We start from the raw sequence: 22,881 nt of genomic DNA on the forward strand, positions 1-22,881 counted from the left end.
TTCGAATTTTTCGGTTGCGACCTGTCTCGAGTCGCTTACGGCGAACACTGAGCTCGCCGGGAGACCGTCTCCCCGACGCATCGATTGCCACACATGGTGTTCAGTTATTGGTGACGATTCATCAATAATCCTTTACTATCTTCGTAAGTATTAATAATGTAATATATTCCGTACAAGCCACACCTGTGGCGTACGTGCCGCTACAGGCGGTCGAGTTCGCGCATAGTCCATTAATTACGTTCATCGTCGGTCTCGTTGCAGTCGTCGCGTTGCTGGTGTGGCTCGACCTCCCGGCGTTCATCGGATTGAGTATGGCGGCGTTCACCGTCGCCGTCGTCAACACGGTCTTCGTCGCTGACTTCAGCGCCGCCGATGCCGGCTCTCGAGTTGCGACTGCGTTCGGAGAGAACATGGCCGGGATCGGGATCCCGATCCTGATGGCAGCAGTCATCGGCAAATCGATGCTCGAGAGCGGGGCGGCCCAGCGGATCATTCGAGGTTTCCAGAACGTCCTCGGCGAGTCCAACTCGGACATCTCCCTGCTCGGGAGTAGTTCCTTCCTGGCCGTGCCCGTCTTCTTCGACAGCATCTTCTACCTCATGGCACCCCTCACCGGCCAACTCGAGGTCCACATCGCCTACCTCGTGATGGTGATCGGCGCGGGCGCCAACATCTTCTCGTGGTACAACGATTCTGGCTTCTGGCTGGTGAAGAAAATCGGCGGGCTCACGCAGGGCGAGACGATCCAGACGTGGCCCGTCCTGACGACGATCATCTCCGTCTCCGGGCTACTCACGAGCCTGCTACTGTCGACGATCTTCCCGTTCGCATAACTCCGGAGCGGGTTCTGGAATGTCGTCATCGGGGAGTTGGAACGCACCGGCCAGGGGCCGGTAACAGTTCGAAAGAGACGGTATTCGCCCTGATCCCCAGTACGTTCACCGAGACTACAGTGCGTCCGTCCCTCACGGAGACAGATATTTATGGTATGGTAACATGGAACGATGTGTATCGCTATGAAATCGTGCCACAGCTGTCAGGCGGTCATCGACGAGTACCTCTTGGATAAACAACTCGAACCCCTGCGCGACCTCACAGTTGACGACTTTAATGTCTGTGCGGATTGTGCGACCATCGTTGCGGATGCGTGCGTGAAATGCGGCAGCGCGGTGTACGTCCCCCGAAACGAATCCGTCACCCCCGATTACTGCCCAGCGTGTCGCGCCGACCTCATCGACCGCACCGGTCACGATCCCGGCTGGAATTGCGACCTGACGTCTCCCTGATCGGTACCCCGCCTCTCAAACGATATTTCTCCGGTATAGTCGTTCAGCAGACAGCCATCGGTCTCGAGAAATGTACTCGACTACCGTCTGGAAGTACTTCTAACGAAATTTGCTACAATCCCCTCGGAAATCGGATTCAATCCTCATCGGCTCGCTGTTACTCACAGCATTGTTCGCGACAGCAACGGTGGGGATGGGATTTGAACCACGGTCGTTCCACTCGCTCCGCTCGCTTCACTCCCTGATTCAAATCCCTCCGTTTCGTTTTCCGCTCGAGGGACTCCTCACTCCGTTCGTCGTATTCGCTCGCGGAAAACGGTGGGGATGGGATTTGAACCCATGAGGCTTGGAGGCCACCTGCTCTCAAGGCAGGCGCGTTAGGCCGCTCTGCCACCCCACCTCGCTCTCCGCTTTGCTGCACGTTCCAAAAGGGTTGTCGGTCTATTCGCGCTCGAGTCCGCCGTCCTCCCCGACTCGAATCCCCAGTTCGTCCACGAGCGTCGCCGTCGCCTCTGCACCCGGTCGCTCGGCGGCCCGCCGGGCCTCGAGCCCCGCAACGGTCGCCCGAAGCCCGGCAGCCGTCGCCACGGTGGGAAGCATCGGGGCGAATCCGACGCTGAGTCCGTCGTCGGCCGCGCGTCGGGCCAACGTCGACAGTTCGGGCGTCGCGTACGCGTCGGTGAAGTCGATCGGTTCCGAAAAGCCCGCGAAGTAGGTGCTGCCCTCATCGGACGGCCCGAGTACCACATCGTGACGGCGCAACGACATCGCCGCCCCGTCGATCTCCGTCCGAGTGACCAGCGGCACCGTCGGCTCGAGCACCCCCACGCTCTGAACCCCTTCGCGCTCGAGGAGGTGCGTGACGGTGTTTCCGATCCGGGCCGATCGGCTCGAACCGACCTGGCGCTCGAATCGGACCGCCGCGTCCTCCCCAAGCGCATCGAGGGCGAGTGCCCGGACCTCCGCTTCGGGGTCACCGCCGGCGTGCGCCTCGGGCAGGGTCGCTTCGTCGCGGTAATTGAGCAGGAGGTCGCCGCCGCTCGAGGTGACACTCCAACAGACATCGGCGACGGCAGCCTCGTAGAGCGAGACTGCCTCGGCGTCGGAGAGCGGCGACTCCTCGACGAGCGACGAGAGGACGAGACCATCCCGCGGCGGATCGACCGGGACGACGACTATCATGTGTCGTACTCCGGACGCGCGGTCCTTGAACGCGGCGCTTCCGAGGGGAAGCGGGCCGAATACGACTCCGAAATGGGGGAGAACTATAGTGTCGGAGCGTCTCCGAGCCGGTATGGACGAACGATCGATCGCCGGTCTGCTCGCGACGCTCGTGATCGCGGCGCTGGCAGTCCTCGGCCTCGTCGGATTCGGAAACGGCTACCTGACCAACACCACCGGCCAGTACTTCGCCTCGACGATCGGCGCGCTCGTCGTCGGCGTTCTCACCGTGGGGGCGCTGATCGCTCTGGGCGTCGGCTCGAGGCGCTGGCGCGAAAATCCGTACTGGTAGCGAACGCCGTCGACACAGATAGCATCGCCCCCGTTCTCCCCGCTTATCGTCCCTGCCGCCCCTTCGTCTGCCGATAGTCCGACGCCATCAGCTCCGCGAAGGCCTCGAGCCACGCCTGCGTCTGCTCGTCAGTCTGCTCGCGCGGATCAATCATCGGGACCAGTTCGAAGCCGCGACCGCGAATCCGCGTCGCGTGATCGTCGGGGAGCACGAGCTCGTCGGCTGGAGTCGTCGTGTATTCGACGCCGAGTTCCGTCAGCGCCCGGTCGCCAACGGGAACGAGTATTTCGGGGTTGATCATCCGAATTTCCGCGTTGAGATAGGGCTCGCAGTTACCGGTCTCCTCGTCGGTCGGGCGACGATCAGGGTCGCGACAGCGAGTCAGGTTCGTCAGATAGACGTTCTCGAGTTCGGGTTTGTCCGCGGGCGAGTCGACGGCACAGAGGCCCAGCCGCTCGAGCATCCGTCGCAGCCCGCCGTCACCGTCGCTGCCGCCCTCGCCGGCGAACGGGACGCCCATCTCGTCCGCGTGGGCCGTCGGCCGCTCCCCCACAAAGAGGAAGTCAGCGCCGACGTCGCCGTAGCCGTGGACGACCTGCGTGCGCGTCTCACAGAGCGCCGGACAGTTCCGACACTCCTCGTCCATGCCGTACGGGTTCGCTCGAGACCGTTGATTCGCGTCCACACTCGTGTCTCGAGCGGCGGGACCAAAAACGACGCGCTGACATCCGTCGTTCGGAGCGAGCCGTGAGTCGAGATGGGTTAGCGACCGAGGCCGCCGCGGTCGTTGACCTCGAGGATGAACTTCACGTTGCGGACGATCTCCTCGGGAGAGGTCTCCTCGCCCTCGTCGTAGAGGTCGCTGGTTCGATAGAGGATGTTCGCGAGTTGTTTGCGCTCACTCGTCTCGCCGCGAACATCGTCGGCGACTTCGCGGAGGAACTCGACGCGCTCGGGATCGGGGTCAAACTCCTCGGCAGGGGCAGTGTCTGCCTCACTCTCGTCGGCAGGGGCAGTCTCCTCTCCACTCCCGTCGTCACCGCCGGCTGTCATCGATCGGGCGAGGCTGCCTCGTTGCGTCGGCTCTGGGAGATAGCCTGGCGGTGGACGATCCCGGTATTGTTGGCGACGTTCTCGGTGATCGTCCGCAGGGCGTCGCTGGTGCCGTCGCCGTCTTTGAGCACCGTTGGCTTCCCGCCGTCGCCGCCCTCGCGGACGGCCGGATCGAGCGGGATCGAGCCGAGGAAGGGGAGTTCCTGTTCCTCGGCGAAGTCCTCGCCGCCGCCGGAGCCGAAGATGTCGTGTTCGCCGCCACAATCGGGGCAGGCGAACGTCGACATGTTCTCGGCGATGCCGAGCACGACGGTGTCGTGTTTGGCGAACATCTCGAGGCCCTTCCGGGCGTCGTCCAGCGCGACGTCCTGTGGGGTCGTGACGATGACCGCGCCGGTGACGGGCATGGTCTGGAGCATCGTTAGCTGGGTGTCGCCGGTCCCCGGCGGGAGGTCGACGACGAGGTAGTCGAGGTGGCCCCATTCGACATCCTCCGTCAGCTGGGTGATGACCTTGTGGACCATCGGACCGCGCCAGATGACGGGGTCGTCCTCGCCGGTGAGGAAGGCCATGCTCATCAGCTTCACGCCGTACTTCTCGGGCGGCACGAGGGTCTCGTCTTCGGTGGCCATCGGCGGCTCGTCGGCGTCGACCATCCGTGGCACGTTCGGCCCGTAGACGTCGGCGTCGAAGAGGCCGACGCGGGCACCCAGCTGCGAGAGCCCGGCGGCGAGGTTGACCGCGACGGTCGACTTGCCGACGCCGCCCTTTCCGGAGGCGACGGCGATGACGTTCTTGACGTTCGGCAGTACCTGTTCCTCGCTGGTAAGATCGTCGCGGTCGGGCACGCTCGCGGTGAGGTCCGCCTCGAGGCCCTCGGCGGTGAGTACCTCGCGTACCTCCGCAGCGATGTCGCTCTCGCTTGGCGAGTAGGGGGCACCCAGTGCGAGATCGATATCGACCTGATCGCCGTCGACGGTGATGTCGTTGACCAGCCCGAGCGACACGATATCGTCGCCGAGTTCCGGATCTTCGACCGTCCGGAGGCGGTCGCGAACGGCGGATTCGTCCATGACGATAGGTATTTCCCAGCGTCGAAAAGGGTTGTGTTCCCACCTTTTTGCTTCGCTCGCGTTGTTCGAAAAGAGGTGGACGGTCATTCGCACCCGACTTACGGGCTCACGCCCGTGAGTAGAGAGCGGTGAGCGAGCGACGCGAGCGAACCCGACGAGAAAAAGGTACGTATAGACGAAGGCGTTTCTGTGTAGAAACAGTGATTGAGAGTCTCTGCGCAACGATGTGAACAATATTCCAATTCGACAATTAAGGTGTCAGTCCCAAGAGAGCAACAAGGGGAATACCGTCAGAACCCGCCGCCAGTGATGAGTGTCGTAAAGTCTCGAATGGACAGGATCGCGAGGACAACCGCAAGTAGTACAAGCAGTGCATTGACGCTGTTTAGCCGTCTAGAATTGGTATGCTCGCCCATCGTCTCGCGGTCGTTAACCGCCCAGAACAGCAGGATGGCTGCGATCGGTAGTGCGAAGATTCCGTTGTACATCGGAAACAGGATCACCATGTCGACGACCGACAACTCTAGCCACCAGCTCACCAGTGGCGAGAAGACGCCGATCCCGGTCAGTCCCGCGAACAGGACGTTGAACAATCGATCCCCCTTCTGAACCGAGTAACCTGCAGCCTGCGGAATGATGTATGCTGGCGTCCACATGATCGGGATGATGCTGTTGAACGCCGCGGCGACCACGCCGCCGACGAACAGCACCATCGCCCACGTTCCGAGTATTTCAACCAGCGCCTCTCCCGGCGTGATGAACGACTCGAGTTCGGTGTAGCCCATCGGACGCAGTAGTGCCGCTGCGGCGATCAGGATCGCGACCGTCGTGATCCCGCCGACGGCGTAGCCGATCGCCAGATCCGTCCGGACCTCCGGGAGGTCGCTCTCGTCGGTCCAGCCCTTGGTATGGACGAGAATCGATTCCAGGAAGAAGTTCGGCCACAGTGCGGTCGTCCCGAGCAGTCCCGCGGCCATCGCCAGCGCACCCAGTGTGTCCGTTCCCGGTACGAACCCGGTCGCAACACTGCTCGGGTCAGCGCCGCTCGGCAGGGCGACGATCACGAAGATGACCATCAGCGAGAGCATCATCGCGATCATCATGTTCTCGACGGTGTCATAACGTAGCAGTCCGACACCGATCGCGGCGAACGTCGTAAGTACGGCGAGGGGCTGCCAGGCGACGGCGCCCCCGAGCAGGAAGGAGAGACCAGCGCCGACAGCGGCGACCAACCCGAGCGTCCAGGCGATACAGCCAATCGACAGGAAGAGTGCGATCATTGTCGCCAGTGGTCGACCCAGTTTTTCGCGAGTGAACACCATCAGTGACGTTCCGTGGATGCCCAACCGAGCGCTCATGTCCTGAGCGATAAATCCGAGTCCCGCTGCACCCACGGCGGCCCAGAGCAGCGTGTATCCGTGCATAACGCCTGCTTGGCTGGCGATGAACACCGAACCAGAGCCGAAGTAACTGGCGACCATCACGAACGCCAGCCCGTACTTCTGCGTGAATCCGGTCACGTCCTGCAACGGAGTGAAGTTCTTCGTACTCATCTGCAGCTACTGGTTTTCCGCCGGTCAATACGCAACAACGAGTGGAATCCGATACACGCCCACGTTCTTCCTCGAAACCGTACGCTCTGTGATCTGATTGTGTCTATCATACTACTGGATTCGATCAACTATCCCGCCTATTTCGCTCGCGACAACAGCGTCTCTGGCGCTACTGAGCGCGTCTGCTGCCACGGCGCTAGTAGCTACCCGTACTGCAATACTGTTCGACCACTAGACGGCCCGAATACCGACTAAAACGGGATTGGAATACAGCATTACTAGCTAAAGAAGAGGGATAAGCCTTGGCAAGTGGTGAAACGGATTCCATCTGAGAACGTATCCTGAACAACGGCTACCACGTCAACATCTCACCGATAGTTTCGATCGGTTCGTTGCGGTCGTCGACGTGAAACTCGAGTGACCGGCAAACGGACGCTCCCAGGTTCCGGTGTCCGACCGACGACTGCCACGTTTCGACGTTTCAGGCTGATATCAACGCTTCCGCGAATATCGCACGACGGGTTGGCCCGTGGTGAGAGAGCGTCCCACCTGACGAGGCGGAACGCGATGACTCGCCTCGGGATAGGAGTCGCGGTGACACGGCCACGACTCCGATCGAGACGGCAGAGCCGTCTCGTGGTCACGAAAGACGCGGAGCGTCTTTCGAACGACACCATGAGAAGAGCGTCCCAGCGCAGATGTCGCTCACGACAGTTCGAGAGTCGGAACTCTCTGCTAGCGTTCACGAGACCGTCGGTCTCGTGCAGCCCGCCAGAACCGAACGTTCTGGAGACGACGACTGACTGGTATTCACCATCTGTGGGAAGCCTCGCCGTCGTCGGGTTTCACCCGACTGTGTGAGGTAGCGTCGCTCCCGCTCCGTTTACGGCGAGGAGGTTGTCACGCGTTGAAATCGAATCGCGGCCCACCGTACATTGGCGGATCCGGCTCGAGTTCCACTCCCTGCTCGTAGCGCACGAAATTGAGATAGAACGGGCGGCCACAGCCCTCGATAGGCTCTCCCTCGAGGTCGGTGACGGGGCCGTCCTCGCCGCAGACGAACTCGATCCCGTCGGCCGACTCCCGGTCGGGATCGTCCGGGCTCGCGTATTCCCAGCCCGGCTGGCGGACCGTCGTGACCGATCGGTCCGCCAGATCCGGCGGCCGCTCGAGGTTGACCATGGCGTTGCAGTGCGGACAGGTGTATCGGACGGTGACAGTCATCGGCGGCTCTAGGGGCCTCGAGGACGTAAGCCTGCGGGCATCGGTGGCTGTTCGAGTACTCGACCACAGGGCCGATCCCCGTACGAGGTCCCGAACTGTTTACACGATAGCGTCCGCACGGACGGCTATGACCGAGTTCGACCCCGAGAAGTTCGAGGAGAAGTATGTTTACTACTTCGAGGAACTCGAGGAGGCGTACTCAGCGGCGTATCAGCAGTTACACGGCCAATACGATTCGGCGGTACTCCGTGCCATCGACCGGCAGGTGCTGAGCGAGAGCGAACCGTTCTACGAGGGGAGCGCGGAGCATCGCTCCGCGACCGATTCGAGCGGGCACAGCCCGCGAGAACATGATGGCGAGTTCCGCGTCGAACTCCCGGAAAATCCGCGAGACCGGGTCGGCGCGGTGGCCGATCACGAACAGTTCGAGCCCGTCCTCGAGGCGTTCGTCGACCGAATCGAGGGCGAACTTCGGCGAATTTTCGAGTTCGACGAGACCGCGTGACGGCACCCTCTCGAACGACGGGCGACGGGACGGTTGCGGGCACCCGGAACACCTTTTGCGCTGACGGGAAACCATGCGAGTATGATCGACGAGACGGCCGAGGAAATTCGGGAGATGCAGACGCACAGTTCCTCGGTGGTTGCTGTCCACGCGGTCCAGGCCCTCGAGGAGCTTGTCGAGCGCGAATTCGCGACCGTCGAGGAGTACGTCCGCGCGCTCGAGCGCAACGGCTCCGTGTTGCGACGGGCGAACCCCTCACACGCCTCGCTGCAAAACGCCGTCCGGGAAGTCGTCGACGACGTGGCCGACGCCGAGCCCGACAGCGTCGAGGACGCTCACCGACTCACGAGCAAGAAGATCGACGAGGTCGTCTCGCGGATCGAGTCCGGCAAGCGGCTGGCCGCCGAAAACGCCGTCGATCACCTCCCGGACGGCGCGACGCTGCTGACACACGACTACTCTTCGACGGTGATCCAGGCCCTCGAGCAGGCGACCGCGGCCGGCAAGACGTTCGAGGTCTACGTCACCGAGGCCCGACCGCGCTATCTCGGGCGCAAGACCGCACGGACGCTCGCCGAGATGGACCGCGTTGAAACGACGCTGCTCACCGACAGCGCCCACGGGATCTACCTCGAGGAGTGCGACCGGGTTATCGTCGGCATGGACTGCATCGTCGACGAGACGCTGTACAATCGCGTCGGCACCTTTCCGATCGCGTCGACGGCCGCCCGACTGGACGTGCCGGTGACCGTCCTCGGCTCGGCCTCGAAAATCGTCAGCGAAGGGTTCGTCTTCGAAAACGAGTTTCGGCCCGGCAGCGAGGTCATGGCCGAACCCGCCGACGGCTTCGACGTGGAAAACCCCGCCTACGACGCGACGCCGGTCGGGTTGCTCGAGAGCGTCATTACGGACGAGGGACGGGAACAGTTCTGAGCGGTCGATCGGCCCTGCCCCCTTCGGTACCGCTCCGTCGATACGGCTCGGGGCGGTGATCTGGATAATCCGAACGGTCGCGACTTCGAGACAGTCCGTCGCGGGTGGCAACGATCTATCCACGTCGCTTCCGTATCGGACGTATGCGTCTCGTACAGGTGTTCGTTCCCCGAGACGAACTGGACCTCGTCATCGAGACGGCGGAGGAAGCTGGCGTCGACTACACCGTCTCCCGAGACTCGGAGCGCGGCGAGTTCGAGGCACTCGTTTCGATCCCTGTCCCGCCGCCGGCCGTCGAGCCGCTGTTGGAAGCCCTCCGAGACGCAGGTCTCGACGAGCGATCGTACACGGTTGTCACGGCCGCGGAAACGATCGTCTCGAAGCGAACCGACGAGTTGACCAGCCGGTTTTCGGGAACCAGAATCTCCCGCGAGGAGCTCCGGGCACGAGCGGCCGATCTCGCACCGGCAGCGTCGACCTATTTCGGCCTGCTGATCGTGAGTACGGCGATCGCGACGGCCGGGTTGTTGCTCGACTCGGCGGCGACGATCATCGGTGCGATGGTCGTCGCGCCACTGATGGGACCGGCGCTGGCGGCCAGCGTGGGTGTGATCGTCGACGACGAGGCGCTCGCGACGCGCGGAGTCACGTTACAGGCGATCGGCCTCGCAGCCGCCGTCCTCACAGCAGCGGTGATGGGCTGGGCGCTCAGGGGGACCGTGTTGCTCCCGCCGGGATTCGAGATCACGACGGTCCCGCAGATCCGCGAGCGGATCACACCCGACTTTCTCGCCCTGTTTCTCGCGTTGGGTTCCGGCGTCGCTGCGGTCATCAGTCTCACGCGAAACGTCGGATCGGTGCTCGTCGGCGTCGCGATCGCCGTCGCGCTCGTTCCGCCCGCAGCCACCGCCGGCCTCGGGATCGCCTGGAGAGATCCGACGGTCGTCCTCACCGCGGGCACGCTCGTCCTCGTCAATATGCTCTCGATCAATCTCACCGCGTTGCTCCTGTTATGGCTGTCCGGCTATCGGCCGGAACGAACGGAATCCGTCGAACGTGTGTACGGGCGGCTCCGCTCGCGCGTCGCGGTGCTCCTCGTCGCGATCCTCGTCCTCTCGGTCATCCTCGGCGGCATCACCTACGGTACGTACCGCACCGCCGCGGTCGAACACGACGTCAAAACGGAACTCGAGACGATGACCGAGGCGGAACTCGCGGCCGGCTCCGAACTGCAGTTCCGGGAGACCGCAATCGACTACGAACTCATCGACGTCTACACCGGCGGACAGCCGACGGTCACCGTTCACGTCGACCGACCGCCCGGCGAGGGGCTCCCGAACGACTTCGCCGACGACGTGCGCGACCGCCTCGAGTCGGCGGCCGGCGTCGATCTCGAGGTAATCGTCGAACTGGCGACGACTCTCCGGAGCGGTTGAACCGGGCGCGGTGCTACTCCCGCTCTCCGAACGACCGCGGCGAGCCCGTGGTCGGGCTGGCCCAGGCGACCGCGTTCCGAAGGACCCGCCGAACCGCCTCGTTCTCATAGATCGGATACGTCTCGTGACCCGGTCGAAAGTAGAATATCCGTCCGTTTCCGCGCCGGTAACAGCAGCCGCTGCGGAACACCTCGCCCCCCTCGAACCAGCTGACGAACACCTGCCGGTCGGGTTCGGGGACGTCGAACGGCTCGCCGTACATCTCCGTCTCGGGGAGTTCGATCGCTTCGTCCAGTCCGTCCGCGATCGGATGTCCGGGATCGACGACCCAGAGCCGCTCGGTGCCGCCGTCCTCGCGGTACTGCAGGCTACAGGCGGTTCCCATAAGGCGTTTGAAAGGCTTCGCGTAGTGGCTCGAGTGCAGCGGGATGAACCCCATCCCCTCGAGGACGCGCTCGCAGACGCGGTCGACGACCGCGTCGCTGACCTCGTCGTGGGCCTCGTGGCCCCACCAGAGCAAGACGTCAGTCGACTCGAGGACCTCGTCGGTGAGACCGTGGTCGGGTTCGTCGAGCGTCGCGGTCCGAACCTCGTGGTCATCGGCGAGCGCGTCGGCGATGGTCTCGTGAATGCCGTCGGGGTAGACGGCCGCAACTGCGTCGTCCTCGCGTTCGTGGCGGAACTCGTTCCAGATCGTGACTGCGACCATGACCCATCGGTCCGCCGTCCGGATGCTTATATTGTCGGTCGTACTGACGCGCCGTTGTCGCGGTCAATCTCGATGAAACGGACTGACGGACTGCCATCACAGCGGCTTCCGGCCGGCGGTATCGGCCGGGAGAGCGGCGAGGTAACAGTCTCCTAAAATACTAGAAATAGTCACTATATCTGATCTATGCTACCGTAATAGTATAGTAATACGTGAAATACGAAATGCCTGTACGTATTAATCGGTCACAACCCTTATTTCGATAGCCGACTGCCACACTCCATGGACCAGGATCGGACACAAATGATCTCGAAATGGTTGGTTTCTCACTGCCCCTCCATTGCTGCTGAGACGAATTCGGAGGTCTGGACATGATTGGCGACGGAATCGGGGTTGGCATCGTCGGCCTCGGTGGGATGGGAAATCTCCACGCGCGGAGCGTCCGAGAACTCGGCGCTGACGTCGTTGCCGGCGCGGACCTCGTTCCGGAGCAACGCGACCGGTTCGCCCAGGAGTTCGGCGCGCAGACCTACGAGACGCACGACGAGCTCGTCGTCGACGACGCGGTCGACGCCGTCATCGTAACGACGCCCAACCGATTCCACGAGCCAATCGCCGTCGCGGCCCTCGAGGCGGGGCTGGACGTCCTCGTCGAGAAACCACTCGCTCACACCCTCGAGAGTGCGGAACGGATCGCCGAAGCGGCGGCGAAATCGCCCGGAATCTGTATGGTCGGGTTCCACAACCGTCACGCCGCATCGATGGCCATGTTCGACGAACAACACGCGCGCGGCCGGTTCGGCGATCTGACCCACGTCGAGGCCGACTACGTCCGACGGCGCGGCGTCCCCGGCCCCGGGTCGTGGTTCACCGATCCCGAACTCGCCGGCGGCGGCGCCTTGCTCGACATCGGCGTCCACGCTCTCGACCTCGCGCTCTACGCGCTCGATTTCCCCGAAGTCGTCGAAGTCAGCGGCGTCACCCGGACCACGTTCGGAACCAGCGAGGAGTACGCCGACCCCGACGGCTTCGGCGACAACTGGGACGCCGAGGCTGAGACCTACGAGGTCGACGACTCCGTCAGCGCCTTCATCCGCTGTGAGGGCGGCCAGACCATCTCGCTCGAGGCCGCGTGGGCGACGAATCGCGAACAGAGCATGGACTTCAGAGTCCGCGGCACGCAGGCGGGCGCGCAGTTCGATATCGGCGACACCGATCTCCACATTCTCGAGGCCGGAACGGACGGCGTCGATCACTACGCCGACATCGATATGACGGGCGATACCGCCGTGACCGGCTACGGCGAACAGGACGAGCAGTTCCTCGCGACTATCGCTGCGGGCACAGCGCCGGAGACGAACACCGTCGAGGAAGCGCTGACCGTCCAGCGAGTCATCGACGCGATCTACCGCTCGAGCGAGTCGGGACGGGCAACCGAACTCGACGACTCCCGCGTGTCCGAACACCAACTCGAGCAGGCGACGCGACTCGAGTAGTTCGATCCCCCGCTCCTCCGATCCGCTGTTGCAGCAACGGCAGCCTTCCTTTCGAGACGATTTTACACGAACAGATCGGTTTACTTGAGGCGGTATCGCCCTTTAGGGAGTTGGTGGGAGTTCACAGTACTATCAATAATACCTAGATAAATTTTTGTTCCCTTATCGAATAATTATCGAATGGCATGAACCGCCGAAACGCACTGAAGGCAACTGGCGCATCGCTCCTCGCGGGAACAGCACTGACGACGTCAGCGACCGCTGATACGAGCGACGGCCCGACGGTCGTCTCCGTCGAGTCGAACACCGATTCCAGCAGCGCAGATGGAAACGACGAGTACACCGTCGAGTATCTGGGCGACGGCGTCGTCGAGATCACCGGGTATACAGTCGCACCGACGCCGTGTCACGGGATCGCCGTCGACGGCGTCTACCGGAGTAAGTACGGTGACGTGGTCGACCTCTCGCTCGAGGCCAGTTCCGGAGTCTGTATGACGGTCCTCGCCGGTCTCACGTACACCGTTCGTCTCGAATACGCGACCGAGGCTCGGGACGTGTTCGTCAGCGTTCCGGACGGTGCCTGAGATGGGATCGGAGCGACCGCCGACGGCCGCTCGAACGTCACCGTCTTAAGAGCGACCGGTGGGAGCACCACCTCTTGTGACCACTCGTTTGGGTGCAGCGTAAGCCGGTCGGAAAACGAAAAAACGATGCTCGAACGGATCCGCGAGCTGTCGCTACGGACTGACCGCCGGTACGGCCGACTTACAGCACGTCGTCGAAGTCGTGATGGCCGTGGATGTCGACGCCCTCGTCGGTGATCTCACAGAGGAAGACGCCGTTACCGGAGCCGGTGTCGCGCTCGACGGCGGACTTGATGCTCCGTGCGGCGACCGTCTTCGCTTCCTCGGTGGACATGTCCGGTTCGTAGGCCTGCTCTAAGTGACCATAAGCGAGTTGCATCCCGCTGCCGGTGACGGTGTAGTCGTCTTCCATGACGCCGCCGGCGGGGTCGATGCTGTAGACGTGGCTGCCCTCCTCGTCGACGCCGCCCAGAATCGGATGGATGGCGAAGAACGGGCCGCCGCGGGCGAAGTTGCCCGCGAGCGTCGCCAGCGCGTCGATGCTCATGTTCTCGCCGCGACGGGCCTCGTAGAGGTTGACCTCGGCGCGGAGACTCGAGATGAACGACTGTGCGCCGCCGACGCTGCCGACGAGCGTGAGCGCGCCGGTCGGGTGAATCTGTTCGACCTTCTGGACGTTCTTGTTCGAGACGAAGCGCCCGCCGAGGCTGGCGCGCATGTCCGTCGCGATCACGACGCCGTCGGCAGTGGAGATGCCGATCGTCGTCGTCCCGGTCTTGTTGACGTTGTCCAGGTCCGCTCGCGTGAGATCGTTCTGGGGCATCGAACCGATCTCCGGCTCGTAGGGGTTCGGATCGTCGGCCAACTGGTCGACCGTCCGGGAGAAGTCGGAGTCGTCTGTAGGCGTATGCATTGCTGGAATGATACGGCCGGGACGGTATAAAACACCGGCGGTCACCACTGCCGTTTCCGCTTCCACCGACCGCGGGGATTGGCAGTCTCGAGCCGGAGGAACGACGTGAGTTCGACTCGAGAGCGATTCGAGTGTGGACGAGCGCCGTGAGGGTCCTGACAGAGAACTACGAGAGCGGTGGACGAAAAAGCGATACTGATGGAGCCAGTGGCTCGGCGGTCGACGAGCAGGAGAATCAGTCTCGGCTCAGTTGATCAGCGCTGTGCGTTTTCGTAGGCTTCCTCGACGTTGGCGAGGATGCGGTGGATCGGCAGTGTGAATCCTGCCTGACGGGCGGCGATCGCGAGTGGCATGGCGGCGATACCGATCACAATGCACAGCTGATACAGGACGAACAGCGTCGCGTGGTACGCTCGGGATATCATCGACGTTCAGCCATCCCCAAACGGAGGGGATATATAAGTCTTTGTGTGATTCATTCGCTATCATGGCCATTCGGCAGCCAATTGGGTCGCCGCCTGCTTGCGATTCAAATCAGCTTTTATTGAGTACAACTACAGGCGTATTAGAGACGATCTACGGCTATGCAGGTGGGAGTTCACACCGTGTTTTCTCGTAACTTATGGGTACGATTCTGTTCGCGTGCGCGCCGCCCATTGCCGACGGAAGCGAGCGGACGCGAGTCGAAGTGACCTGCTCAAAGACGACCGCCGACGAACCGCAAGACAGGAAACCCCCCAGACCGACCATGACGTATGGGAAACTATCTCGTCGCGATGGAAGCGGCATGGCTCGTTCGTGACGTCGATGCGATCGACGACGCGATCGGCGTCGCCGTCAGCGAAGCCGGGAAACGACTCAACAGTGAAGATATGGACTACGTCGAGGTCGAGGTCGGCGCGACGGGCTGTCCGGCCTGCGGGGAACCGTTCGACTCCGCCTTTATCGCGGCCGACACCGCGCTCGTCGGACTCGGACTCGAGATGGAGGTCTTCAACGCCGACGGCGAGGAACACGCCTCCCGCATCGCGAAGAGCGAGGTCGGCGGCGCGCTTCGGGACGTCCCGCTCTCGGTCGTCGAAATCATCGAAACCGAAGAAGACGACGAGTAGTCGACGAGCGCAGCGGCGGGAACGGAGACTCACCCAAAGCTCTTTCTATAACCCGTAGTTATTGTTGCGTATGGAACTCCCGACGCCAGCGGACCTCCGACAGCGCCGTACCGAACTCGGGCTCACGCAGAGCGAACTCGCAGAGACGGCCGACGTCTCCCAGCCGCTGATCGCACGGATCGAAGGCGGCGACGTCGACCCGCGTCTGTCGACGCTCCGGCGGATCGTCAACGCCCTCGAGAAGGCCGAAAGCGACGTCATTCGCGCCGACGATCTGATGAACGAGGCGGTCGTCAACGTCGCTCCCGGCGACTCCGTCAGCGAGGCCGCTCGGAAGATGGAGGAGGAAGCGTACTCCCAGCTAGCGGTCATCCAGGACGGAATTCCGGTCGGCTCGATCAGCCAGACCGATCTGGTCCACCTCGACTCCGAAGACCGCGACGAACCCGTCGAGGAACACATGAGCGAGAGCTTTCCCACCGTCTCGAAGGACGCCACTCTCGACGAGATCAGCAACCTGCTCGAGCATTACAAAGCCGTGATGATCACGCAGGCCGGCGAAACTGTGGGTATCATCACCGAGGCCGACATCGCCGCGCGCCTCTCCTGAGCGGCGGCTGGCGCGTCCGAACCCGTCTGTCGACCCGAGCGATTCGGTTCGTCGCCTCGAGTGAGCTACTCGATATCGGGACGAGGCGCGTTCTCGTATTTCACCATCTTCTCGGGTTTATCGGAAATCGTCTCGTAGATGCGTTTGAGGGTCTCCTCGGCCGCCAGCAGGTTGTGCTCTGCGAGGAACGCACGCCCCTCGTCGGTCAGTCGGTAGAACTTCCAGGGATAGCCCTGCTGGCGCTCGTCGTCCGGGAGCGCGATCGCTTCGACTACGCCGGCGTCGATCAGCTTCTGGACGTGCTTGTAGACGGTCGCCTCGCTCACGCTCGGATTCAGCTGCTCGAGTTCGTACATCGACGGCAGTCCCTCGGGGTGTTGGAGAATGTTGGCAAGCAACGCGAACCGCGTCTCCTGGGTCACGAAGTGGACGAGTTCGCGTGCGTTCGCCCCCTCGGGAGCCCCCACGTCGGTACTCATACGACCACCTACGGAACGCGCCACCAAGTAGTTTACCCTGGGGTGAATCACTGTGGCGTAACTCCCCGGGCGCGATCACCAAGTATCGGAAAACGGAAACGACACGGTAACTACTATCCGTAATTCGAGCAAATCACCGCGTATGACAGATGACGATCCGCCGGTCCCTGACGAGGTCCTCGCGAGCGCGACGGAGCGACTCGAGGCCGCCGAGCTCTCGCTCGCGGATAACGAGGAACTCCTCCACGCGCTGAGCGAACTCCGGCCGGTCTACGAGAGCGAGCGTTCGTACTTCGTGCTCGGAAACTACGACCGCGAGCCGATCCGACGCCTGAATCTGGTCGTCGATCGGCTGAACCGCCGCTCGGATGCCTACGCGTTTCGCATGGTCGACGTTCGCGGTGACTGGAATAACGGCATCCAGAAGTTCTGCCTCGTCGCGGATCTGGTCACTCACATCGTCGGCGTCGCCGAGGCGGAGCCGAGTGGCTTCCTCGTCGAACAGGGCCTGCTCGCGGGCACGTCCGACTATTTCGAGAAGAGCCACGTCCTCAAGCGGGAGTACCCGGGCGACGATCGGGCGTTCGACTGGATGCAGGACAGCGTTTTCGACCTGCTCGAGGAGGAAGACCGACTACACCGATGGGAGACCGAAACGGACCTCGTCGAAGCCGCGGAGATGCTCCCGTGAGTCGGTCGGTGAGGGCCCGGGTCGAACTCACTCGCCGAACAGGGACGCGAACACTGTCGACTCGGCCTTCTGGAGGTGTTCCGCCGCGGTCGCCGTCGCACAGCCCAATTCGCGGGCGACATCCGCGGTCGTCGCAGTCCGCGGCACGTCATAATAGCCGAGTTCGAGGGCGGCCTCGACCGCATCCCGCTGTCGGTCGGACAGCCGGCCGACGACGCTGTCGGCGGCGACCCGTTTCCCGCCGACCTGCTCGACGGTGACGTCGACGCCGCCGGGAACGCCGTCGACCGCGGCCTGGATATCGTGCTCCGTTCCGACGATCGTGAACGTGTTGGTCCCGTCGTCGTTGCACTCGATCGGCGGAACCGTCATCAGGCTCCCACGGGTAAAATTCTCGAACAACGAGCGAGCAGCCGACGACACCGCTCCCTCGAGAAAACAGTAACACGCTCGGTCCGTGATCGGGAGCACCTCGAAATCGGCGACCATCGGACTGTCAGCCAGTTCGCGTTCGAAGCGCCGGTAGTCGCCCTCGAGCCGGAACAGAAACCCCGTCGGCGGGTTCGAGACGTTCCAGTTGACGATTCGCGCTCGCTCGAGGTAGTCGGCCCCGCCTGCCAGCCGTTCGTAGATCGGCGGCGCGTAGGCACCCCGCGGACGGAGCGTGATGCGAACGCGTTTCATACGTCAACCGTTCGAAGAGTGTCCCAAAAACTGTTACGACGCCGTCGAATGCGGGTCGTCGTCGATCGCGAATGCGAGTTGCGGTAGCTTATAAACGTGCCCGAGCGGTTCGGCCGTACCGATTTCTCCCCGTAATCCGTTTGAGCGAGTATGCAGCGAAACGTCGGCGGACTCGATCGAATCGTCAGGGCTGTTCTGGGAATCTGGTTGCTCGCAGTCGCCGGCGCAGCGATACTGACTGATCGGCGTGCTATCGCCGTCACGTCAGCGATCGCCGCAGCCGGATTGCTGTTCAACGCGACGACTCGGTTCTGTGGCGGGAACTATGTGCTTGGAATCGACACGACCGAGACGACGTCCTGTTCGCGGGAGTGACGACGGAGTCAATCGTCGGACCGATGCAGTCATCGAACCGAACCCGGGTATCGAACCGAACCCGGGCATCGAACCGAACCCGGGTATCGAACCGACTCACCGGTGACCGGACACCGGTACCGGCTCGTAGGGCTCCTCGAGGTACTCCAGATCCGACTCGGAGAGCGATATCTCGAGCGCTTCGACGGCCTGCTCTAAGTGTTCGACGCTGGTCGTGCCGACGATCGGTGCGTCGACCCAGTCCTTGTGCAGCAGCCACGACAGGGCGATCTGGGCCATCGTCGCGCCCTTGTCGTCCGCCAGGTCCGCGACCCGCTCGTTGATCTCCTGGCCGCCGCCCTCGCGGTAGGGGTGTTCGTACAGGTACTCCTCGGTCTCGCCGCGGGTCGTGGCGTCGATCTCCTCGTGCGGTCGGGTCAGATAGCCTCGAGCCAGCGGCGACCACGGCATGACGCCAACGTCCTCTTTGTCGCAGAGCGGGAGCATCTCGCGCTCCTCTTCGCGGTAGACGAGGTTGTAGTGGTTTTGCATCGTGGCGAAGCGCTCGAGGCCCAGCCGGTCGCTGGTGTGTAGCGAGTCGGCGAACTGGTGAGCCCACATCGAGGAGGCACCGATATAGCGGACGTGTCCGCGGCGAACGGCGTCGTCGAGCGCGCGTAGTGTCGTCTCGATCGGCGTCTTTCGATCCCAGCGGTGGGGCTGATAGAGGTCGATCGTGTCCATCCCCAGTCGCTCGCGGCTCGCCGCGAGTTCCTGTTCGATCGCCTTTCGGGAGAGACCGCCCGAGTTCGGGTCGTCGTCGCGCATCCGGAAGAAGCCCTTCGTCGCGACCACCGACTCCTCGCGGTGGCCCTCGAGCGCCTCGCCCAGGATCCGCTCTGACTCGCCCCGCGAGTACAGGTTCGCGGTATCGAAGAAGTTGATCCCAAGATCGATCGCGCGGTCGATGATCTCCGTGCTCTCCTCATCGTCGAGCACCCACTCGCGCCAGTCGCTCGAGCCGAAACTCATACAGCCCAGACAGAGTCGGCTAACCTGCATGCCGGTCGAACCCAGTGTCGTGTACTCCATAGCGACGGTACGGAAACCGGCACAAAAACAGTACGTGGTGCGGCAATCGATGCCCGACACCGTCGGACCGATCTAGTGCCATAACAGCGGAGCGAGTAATCCCGCCGCGATGAGTCCGCTGCCCACGAGTAGTTTCACCCTCGTAATCCAGTGTATTGCCATGAGACGACGGTTTCTACCGAAGCCCATAGCTAATCACACCGACAACGGATTGAACGTCGTCATTTGCCGGACTAATCGCTCGTTTCCCGACTCAGTCAGGAGCAGGTACCGGACCCCATCGAGCGGCAGTCACCACCGAAAATCACTAGCCACCCCATCGCACGACGGGAGCACGGTTCGAAGCGCACCGTTCTCGCTTCTGGTTTTCCGTAGCGACTGTCGACTCGGCTATCTGCCCAGCAGTCGGCGGATGACGTTTCGTTTGCTGGGTCGCTCGGCGAGCAGGACCGAACTGTCGACCTCGTTGACGACGTCCATGTGGAGGGAGTCGCTCACGAGCCGCGAGAGGAGTCCCGCTTCCGTCGCGCCGATGATCACGAGCGAGTGATCGGCGGCTTCGCGACAGATCGCCCCCTCGATATCGCCGGAGTCGTCGATCGTGAGGTCGGCATCCTCGAGGTCGTGCTCGGACGCCCAGTTCGCGAGGAACGTCCGACCGGCCGCGCGCTCCTCGGCGTCATCGACGACGTGCAAGAGGGAGATGTTCGATCCGTCCGCTTGCACGAGCGTTCGAGCGACTTCGGCGCTGAGATCCGAGTCCGGACCGCCGGCGGTGGGCAGGAGGATCCGCGAGGTGTCCAGGTCTCGGTCCTTGAGGACGAGGAAATCGCAGGGAAGATTGTTGGTCAGCTTTCTGATCCGACTCTCGGCGGGCCCCGCTCCCCACGGTTGATTGTCGCCCCAGCCGAGGACGACGAGATCCGCCCGTTCGCGCTCCGCGGTGTCGAAGACGTCCTCGAACGAGCGGTGGGAGACGACCGTCGAGGTTTCGTAGTCGATGTCGTACGACGAAATCGTGTCCCGGAGCCCTTCCATCTTTTTCTCGGATTCCGAGATGATCCGTTCGTTCCGTCCGGAGCCGTAGCGCATTGACCGCCGGTTGGGTATCTGGACGATGTGGACGGCGTGGACGACCGCGTTCTCGTGGTCGTTCGCCAGCGTACAGGCCAGATCAACGATCCGCGACTCGGTGCGCGGATTCGAGATCGGAACGAGCACGCGGTACGTCCCGCTCTCTTCGATCTCCGACACGCCGGCGGTGTCGATCAGGGGAACGTACGACCGGCCGACGTAGCCCCCGAACAGCCACTCCCGCATCGAAAGCTGCCGTTCGTTCCCCTCGAATCGGGCCGACTCGAGGCGGCGTTCACTCGTCTGGAAGTAGTTGACGACGGTCACCAGCAAGATGCCGCCGATGGTGTTTCCGAGGAGGACCGGGAGAACGAACTGAGTCAGGCCGGCGAAGAGACCGAACTCGCCGAGGAAAACGACGTAGGCCATCTCGGTGAACGAGGTGACGACGTGGAACAGGTTGCCGATCGGGATCGCAAGGAACGCCAAGTAGACGATGACGATTCGTGCGATCGTTTCGCGCGCGGAGTACTCCACCCAGACGACGCCGGCGACGATCAGGCCGGCGAAGGTCGCCTTGAAGAACAGATCGAGCCACGCCGTTTCCATGCCGTGAGTCCCGAGATACATCGCCGCGTCGGCCGCTTCGGGCGAAAACACGCCGCCCCACGCGAGCGCCGCCGCACCGATCGCGCTGCCGGTGAAGTTTCCGGCGAGCACGATCGTCCAGTGGCGCAAGAGCGCGGGAATACTCGCGATTCGCTCGAGGGAGAGCGCGACCGGCGGGAGCGTGTTCTCGGTGTAGAGCTGGTAGCCGCCGATGATGATGTAGATGAAGCCGAGCGGATAGAGCAGCGCGCTCAGTATCGGATGGCCGTCGGTCGAGGCGTACAGTGATGCGTACAGCAAGACCGTGATCGTGATCGCGAAGCCGGCGGCGATGCCGCTGAAGAAGAGTTCGCGGCTCCCAGACGTGACCTCCTCGTCGGCCGCGGCGACGATCCGCTGGAAGACCTCGTCGGCGGAGAAGCGATCGCGAACGACCGCACCGACCGCCGGTGCGCCGCTTCTGGATCGTTCGACCGCCTCTCGGACCTGTTCTTGCTCGGGCGGCTCGCTGGCCCGCTGCTCCTGATCGGGCGGCTCTCGGTCCGTCCGCTCCTGATCCGGTGGATCGGGGTTACTCATTACAAGATACGCACCCCTAGAGGGACTAAGCGTTTAGGATCTGGCATCGTCGTCCCGTCAAAACGCGTCGCATAGAGCGGGTACCGTCTCGAGACGGCCTACAACGAGTCGGGCTCGAGTCGATCGAGACCGCGCTCGAGGGCGACGAACGCGCCGATCGCGAGCAGACCGTACGCGGCGAGCAGCACCCACGTCGTCGGCGTCGGATTCCCGATCGCGAACTTCGCGACGGTGTTCGCGGGGTGCTCTGGCAGGACGGTCGCGAGGACCAGCGCGCCGACGGTGGCCGTCGAGTAGAGCAACTGGGCCTGCCGCCTGTCGGGTGCCCACAGCGCGATCGCGACCCCGCCGGCGACGACCAGCAACGATAGCGCGGCCACCAGAACGACAAGCGCCACGGGACTCGCGATCGCGGTCCCGTTGAACGAGAGCAAGAGGAGCCACGCGATCGCCTGCAACGGTGCCAGCGCCGCCGTCGCCAGCAGCTTCGCGTCGATCACGTCCGCGAGCGAAAGCGGCGCGACGCGGAGCAACTCGAGGGTTCCCCGCTGGCGCTCCTCGATCAGCGAGTCCACGACGATGGAGCCGCTGATGAACACCGGCAGGAAACACAGCAACGGCAGCAGGATGGTATAGGTGAAGCCGACGTACGGGCTCGCCTCGATCTCGTCCGGTACCGGCACCGGTGACTGCTCGAGTCGCCCGTTCTCCACGTGTCCCTGGCGCTCGACGCGCTCGACGTGCTCTAGGGTGTCCCGAAGCTGAACGACGAGCAGGGTCGTCTGGAGCCCCGACTCGGGCGCGGTCGCTCTGACGACGAGTTGCCCGTCGTCATTTCTGTTCGCATCGAGCACGGCCGACACCGCGCCGGCATCGAAGGCGTCGTAGGCGGCCCCGCGGTCGTCGTAGCGCTGTGCAGTAACGCCGTCTCGTTCGTTCGCGACTGCGAGTAGCGTGTCGGTATCGTCGCCCGTGACGGCGATCTCGGTCTGATAGCCGTCGACCGCCCCCGGATCGGACAGCGAGACGAGGCCGACGACCAGAAACGAGGAGAAGGCCGCGATGAACAGCTGGATCGCGAGCGCCAGCAGGATCGTCTTCTCGGAGCGCAACGAGGCCAGTTCGCGGCGTGCGACAGCCCATCGTGCCCCCCAGTTCGAGCCCGCCTCGGTCCCGCCGTCCGATCGCACCGGGGGATTCGGCCCCCGCCGGCTCGAGTCTCGGCGATCGTCGGTTCCGCTCGAGCGGGACCGCCACGCGGCTCGAGCGCTCTCGCTGGTACCGATCTCACGGTCGTCGCTCTCACCGTCGCCGCTCTC

Annotated in this window: 26 protein-coding genes, 1 tRNA gene and 1 pseudogene; 13 read left to right on the forward strand and 15 right to left on the reverse strand. The window is 63.3% G+C overall.

All coding sequences use genetic code 11. The features are described 5' to 3' along the window. The first annotated feature begins 185 nt into the window (after positions 1-185). Positions 186-833 carry a hypothetical protein gene (locus ACEWFR_RS09015; protein ID WP_374060706.1) on the forward strand — a complete coding sequence of 216 codons (648 nt, stop codon included), beginning with the start codon at positions 186-188 and terminating at the stop codon, positions 831-833. Positions 834-1,016: 183 nt separating this feature from the next. Beyond that, positions 1,017-1,286, forward strand: coding sequence for a hypothetical protein (locus tag ACEWFR_RS09020; protein WP_374060707.1), 270 nt, complete (start codon positions 1,017-1,019; stop codon positions 1,284-1,286). A 316-nt stretch (positions 1,287-1,602) separates the two neighbouring features. Here the strand turns inward: ACEWFR_RS09020 and ACEWFR_RS09025 are convergent. Next, positions 1,603-1,686 (reverse strand) — tRNA-Ser (locus ACEWFR_RS09025). Positions 1,687-1,727: 41 nt separating this feature from the next. Further along, positions 1,728-2,468, reverse strand: a complete 741-nt coding sequence (locus tag ACEWFR_RS09030) for a hypothetical protein (protein WP_374060708.1) — start codon at positions 2,466-2,468, stop codon at positions 1,728-1,730. Positions 2,469-2,580: 112 nt separating this feature from the next. Between ACEWFR_RS09030 and ACEWFR_RS09035 the strand changes: the two genes are divergently transcribed. Then, on the forward strand, positions 2,581-2,799 hold the full coding sequence (locus tag ACEWFR_RS09035) for a hypothetical protein (protein WP_374060709.1): 219 nt from the start codon (positions 2,581-2,583) through the stop codon (positions 2,797-2,799). 43 nt (positions 2,800-2,842) lie between these two features. Here the strand turns inward: ACEWFR_RS09035 and ACEWFR_RS09040 are convergent, their stop codons facing one another. From ACEWFR_RS09040 to ACEWFR_RS09055, 4 genes are all read right to left on the reverse strand, one after another. Then, positions 2,843-3,445 carry a uracil-DNA glycosylase family protein gene (locus tag ACEWFR_RS09040; RefSeq protein ID WP_374060753.1) on the reverse strand — a complete coding sequence of 201 codons (603 nt, stop codon included), beginning with the start codon at positions 3,443-3,445 and terminating at the stop codon, positions 2,843-2,845. Positions 3,446-3,561: 116 nt separating this feature from the next. After that, complete coding sequence (locus ACEWFR_RS09045; RefSeq protein ID WP_374060710.1) at positions 3,562-3,852, reverse strand: hypothetical protein; 291 nt, start codon at positions 3,850-3,852, stop codon at positions 3,562-3,564. Further along, positions 3,849-4,925, reverse strand: a complete 1,077-nt coding sequence (locus ACEWFR_RS09050) for an Mrp/NBP35 family ATP-binding protein (RefSeq protein WP_374060711.1) — start codon at positions 4,923-4,925, stop codon at positions 3,849-3,851. The genes ACEWFR_RS09045 and ACEWFR_RS09050 overlap by 4 nt, the downstream gene beginning before the upstream one ends. 290 nt (positions 4,926-5,215) lie before the next feature. Beyond that, a complete protein-coding gene (locus ACEWFR_RS09055) occupies positions 5,216-6,478 on the reverse strand; it encodes an Nramp family divalent metal transporter (RefSeq protein WP_374060712.1) in 1,263 nt (420 codons plus the stop codon). A gap of 443 nt (positions 6,479-6,921) precedes the next feature. Here ACEWFR_RS09055 and ACEWFR_RS09060 point away from each other — a divergent pair. Next, positions 6,922-7,281: pseudogene (locus tag ACEWFR_RS09060) on the forward strand (hypothetical protein); the annotation flags it as partial. Positions 7,282-7,378: 97 nt separating this feature from the next. On the opposite strand, the gene ACEWFR_RS09065 reads toward ACEWFR_RS09060, so the two are convergent. Continuing rightward, positions 7,379-7,702: a hypothetical protein gene (locus tag ACEWFR_RS09065; RefSeq protein ID WP_374060713.1), complete on the reverse strand. Its 324-nt coding sequence runs from the start codon at positions 7,700-7,702 to the stop codon at positions 7,379-7,381. A 127-nt stretch (positions 7,703-7,829) separates the two neighbouring features. Between ACEWFR_RS09065 and ACEWFR_RS09070 the strand changes: the two genes are divergently transcribed. The 3 genes from ACEWFR_RS09070 to ACEWFR_RS09080 all read left to right on the forward strand — a co-directional run bounded on the left by ACEWFR_RS09070 (position 7,830) and on the right by ACEWFR_RS09080 (position 10,576). Next, positions 7,830-8,207, forward strand: coding sequence for a DUF5783 family protein (locus ACEWFR_RS09070; protein WP_374060714.1), 378 nt, complete (start codon positions 7,830-7,832; stop codon positions 8,205-8,207). 81 nt (positions 8,208-8,288) lie between these two features. Then, positions 8,289-9,140, forward strand: coding sequence for a translation initiation factor eIF-2B (locus ACEWFR_RS09075; RefSeq protein ID WP_374060715.1), 852 nt, complete (start codon positions 8,289-8,291; stop codon positions 9,138-9,140). Between the two features lie 143 nt (positions 9,141-9,283). After that, the gene (locus ACEWFR_RS09080) at positions 9,284-10,576 is read left to right on the forward strand and encodes a TIGR00341 family protein (RefSeq protein ID WP_374060716.1); all 1,293 of its coding nucleotides are present in this window, start codon (positions 9,284-9,286) and stop codon (positions 10,574-10,576) included. Positions 10,577-10,589: 13 nt separating this feature from the next. Here the strand turns inward: ACEWFR_RS09080 and ACEWFR_RS09085 are convergent, their stop codons facing one another. Next, on the reverse strand, positions 10,590-11,285 hold the full coding sequence (locus ACEWFR_RS09085; protein WP_374060717.1) for a ThuA domain-containing protein: 696 nt from the start codon (positions 11,283-11,285) through the stop codon (positions 10,590-10,592). A gap of 371 nt (positions 11,286-11,656) precedes the next feature. Here ACEWFR_RS09085 and ACEWFR_RS09090 point away from each other — a divergent pair, with 371 nt between their 5' ends. Further along, positions 11,657-12,781 carry a Gfo/Idh/MocA family protein gene (locus ACEWFR_RS09090; protein WP_374060718.1) on the forward strand — a complete coding sequence of 375 codons (1,125 nt, stop codon included), beginning with the start codon at positions 11,657-11,659 and terminating at the stop codon, positions 12,779-12,781. A 185-nt stretch (positions 12,782-12,966) separates the two neighbouring features. Continuing rightward, positions 12,967-13,365 carry a hypothetical protein gene (locus tag ACEWFR_RS09095; protein ID WP_374060719.1) on the forward strand — a complete coding sequence of 133 codons (399 nt, stop codon included), beginning with the start codon at positions 12,967-12,969 and terminating at the stop codon, positions 13,363-13,365. 181 nt (positions 13,366-13,546) lie between these two features. On the opposite strand, the gene psmB is transcribed toward ACEWFR_RS09095, so the two are convergent. Both psmB and ACEWFR_RS09105 read right to left on the reverse strand, forming a co-directional pair. Continuing rightward, positions 13,547-14,278 (reverse strand): archaeal proteasome endopeptidase complex subunit beta, encoded by a 732-nt coding sequence (gene psmB / locus ACEWFR_RS09100; RefSeq protein WP_098723760.1) that lies wholly within the window; start codon positions 14,276-14,278, stop codon positions 13,547-13,549. A gap of 254 nt (positions 14,279-14,532) precedes the next feature. Next, positions 14,533-14,703, reverse strand: a complete 171-nt coding sequence (locus ACEWFR_RS09105) for a hypothetical protein (RefSeq protein WP_374060720.1) — start codon at positions 14,701-14,703, stop codon at positions 14,533-14,535. Positions 14,704-15,033: 330 nt separating this feature from the next. Here ACEWFR_RS09105 and ACEWFR_RS09110 point away from each other — a divergent pair, with 330 nt between their 5' ends. Together ACEWFR_RS09110 and ACEWFR_RS09115 are read left to right on the forward strand one after the other, a co-directional pair. After that, entirely contained in the window at positions 15,034-15,390 is a 357-nt protein-coding gene (locus ACEWFR_RS09110) for a DUF555 domain-containing protein (protein ID WP_098723761.1), read from the forward strand. A 70-nt stretch (positions 15,391-15,460) separates the two neighbouring features. Continuing rightward, positions 15,461-16,000, forward strand: coding sequence for a CBS domain-containing protein (locus ACEWFR_RS09115; protein ID WP_098723762.1), 540 nt, complete (start codon positions 15,461-15,463; stop codon positions 15,998-16,000). A 65-nt stretch (positions 16,001-16,065) separates the two neighbouring features. Here the strand turns inward: ACEWFR_RS09115 and ACEWFR_RS09120 are convergent, their stop codons facing one another. Then, positions 16,066-16,479 carry a helix-turn-helix transcriptional regulator gene (locus tag ACEWFR_RS09120; RefSeq protein ID WP_374060721.1) on the reverse strand — a complete coding sequence of 138 codons (414 nt, stop codon included), beginning with the start codon at positions 16,477-16,479 and terminating at the stop codon, positions 16,066-16,068. 142 nt (positions 16,480-16,621) lie between these two features. Between ACEWFR_RS09120 and ACEWFR_RS09125 the strand changes: the two genes are divergently transcribed. Continuing rightward, a complete protein-coding gene (locus ACEWFR_RS09125) occupies positions 16,622-17,170 on the forward strand; it encodes a hypothetical protein (protein WP_374060722.1) in 549 nt (182 codons plus the stop codon). Positions 17,171-17,197: 27 nt separating this feature from the next. Here the strand turns inward: ACEWFR_RS09125 and ACEWFR_RS09130 are convergent, their stop codons facing one another. Further along, entirely contained in the window at positions 17,198-17,854 is a 657-nt protein-coding gene (locus tag ACEWFR_RS09130; RefSeq protein WP_374060723.1) for a helix-turn-helix domain-containing protein, read from the reverse strand. A gap of 150 nt (positions 17,855-18,004) precedes the next feature. On the opposite strand from ACEWFR_RS09130, the gene ACEWFR_RS09135 reads away from it, so the two are divergent. Beyond that, positions 18,005-18,229 carry a DUF2892 domain-containing protein gene (locus ACEWFR_RS09135; RefSeq protein ID WP_374060724.1) on the forward strand — a complete coding sequence of 75 codons (225 nt, stop codon included), beginning with the start codon at positions 18,005-18,007 and terminating at the stop codon, positions 18,227-18,229. Positions 18,230-18,325: 96 nt separating this feature from the next. Here ACEWFR_RS09135 and ACEWFR_RS09140 read toward each other — a convergent pair whose 3' ends face one another. From ACEWFR_RS09140 to ACEWFR_RS09150, 3 genes are all read right to left on the reverse strand, one after another. After that, positions 18,326-19,300, reverse strand: coding sequence for an aldo/keto reductase (locus ACEWFR_RS09140; protein WP_374060725.1), 975 nt, complete (start codon positions 19,298-19,300; stop codon positions 18,326-18,328). Between the two features lie 390 nt (positions 19,301-19,690). Next, positions 19,691-21,562, reverse strand: coding sequence for a formate/nitrite transporter family protein (locus ACEWFR_RS09145; protein WP_374060726.1), 1,872 nt, complete (start codon positions 21,560-21,562; stop codon positions 19,691-19,693). A gap of 98 nt (positions 21,563-21,660) precedes the next feature. After that, positions 21,661-22,848, reverse strand: coding sequence for an ABC transporter permease (locus ACEWFR_RS09150; protein WP_374060754.1), 1,188 nt, complete (start codon positions 22,846-22,848; stop codon positions 21,661-21,663). Positions 22,849-22,881 lie beyond the last annotated feature (33 nt).

The organism is Natrinema sp. H-ect4 (genome assembly GCF_041894845.1).
Taxonomy (GTDB): domain Archaea; phylum Halobacteriota; class Halobacteria; order Halobacteriales; family Natrialbaceae; genus Natrinema.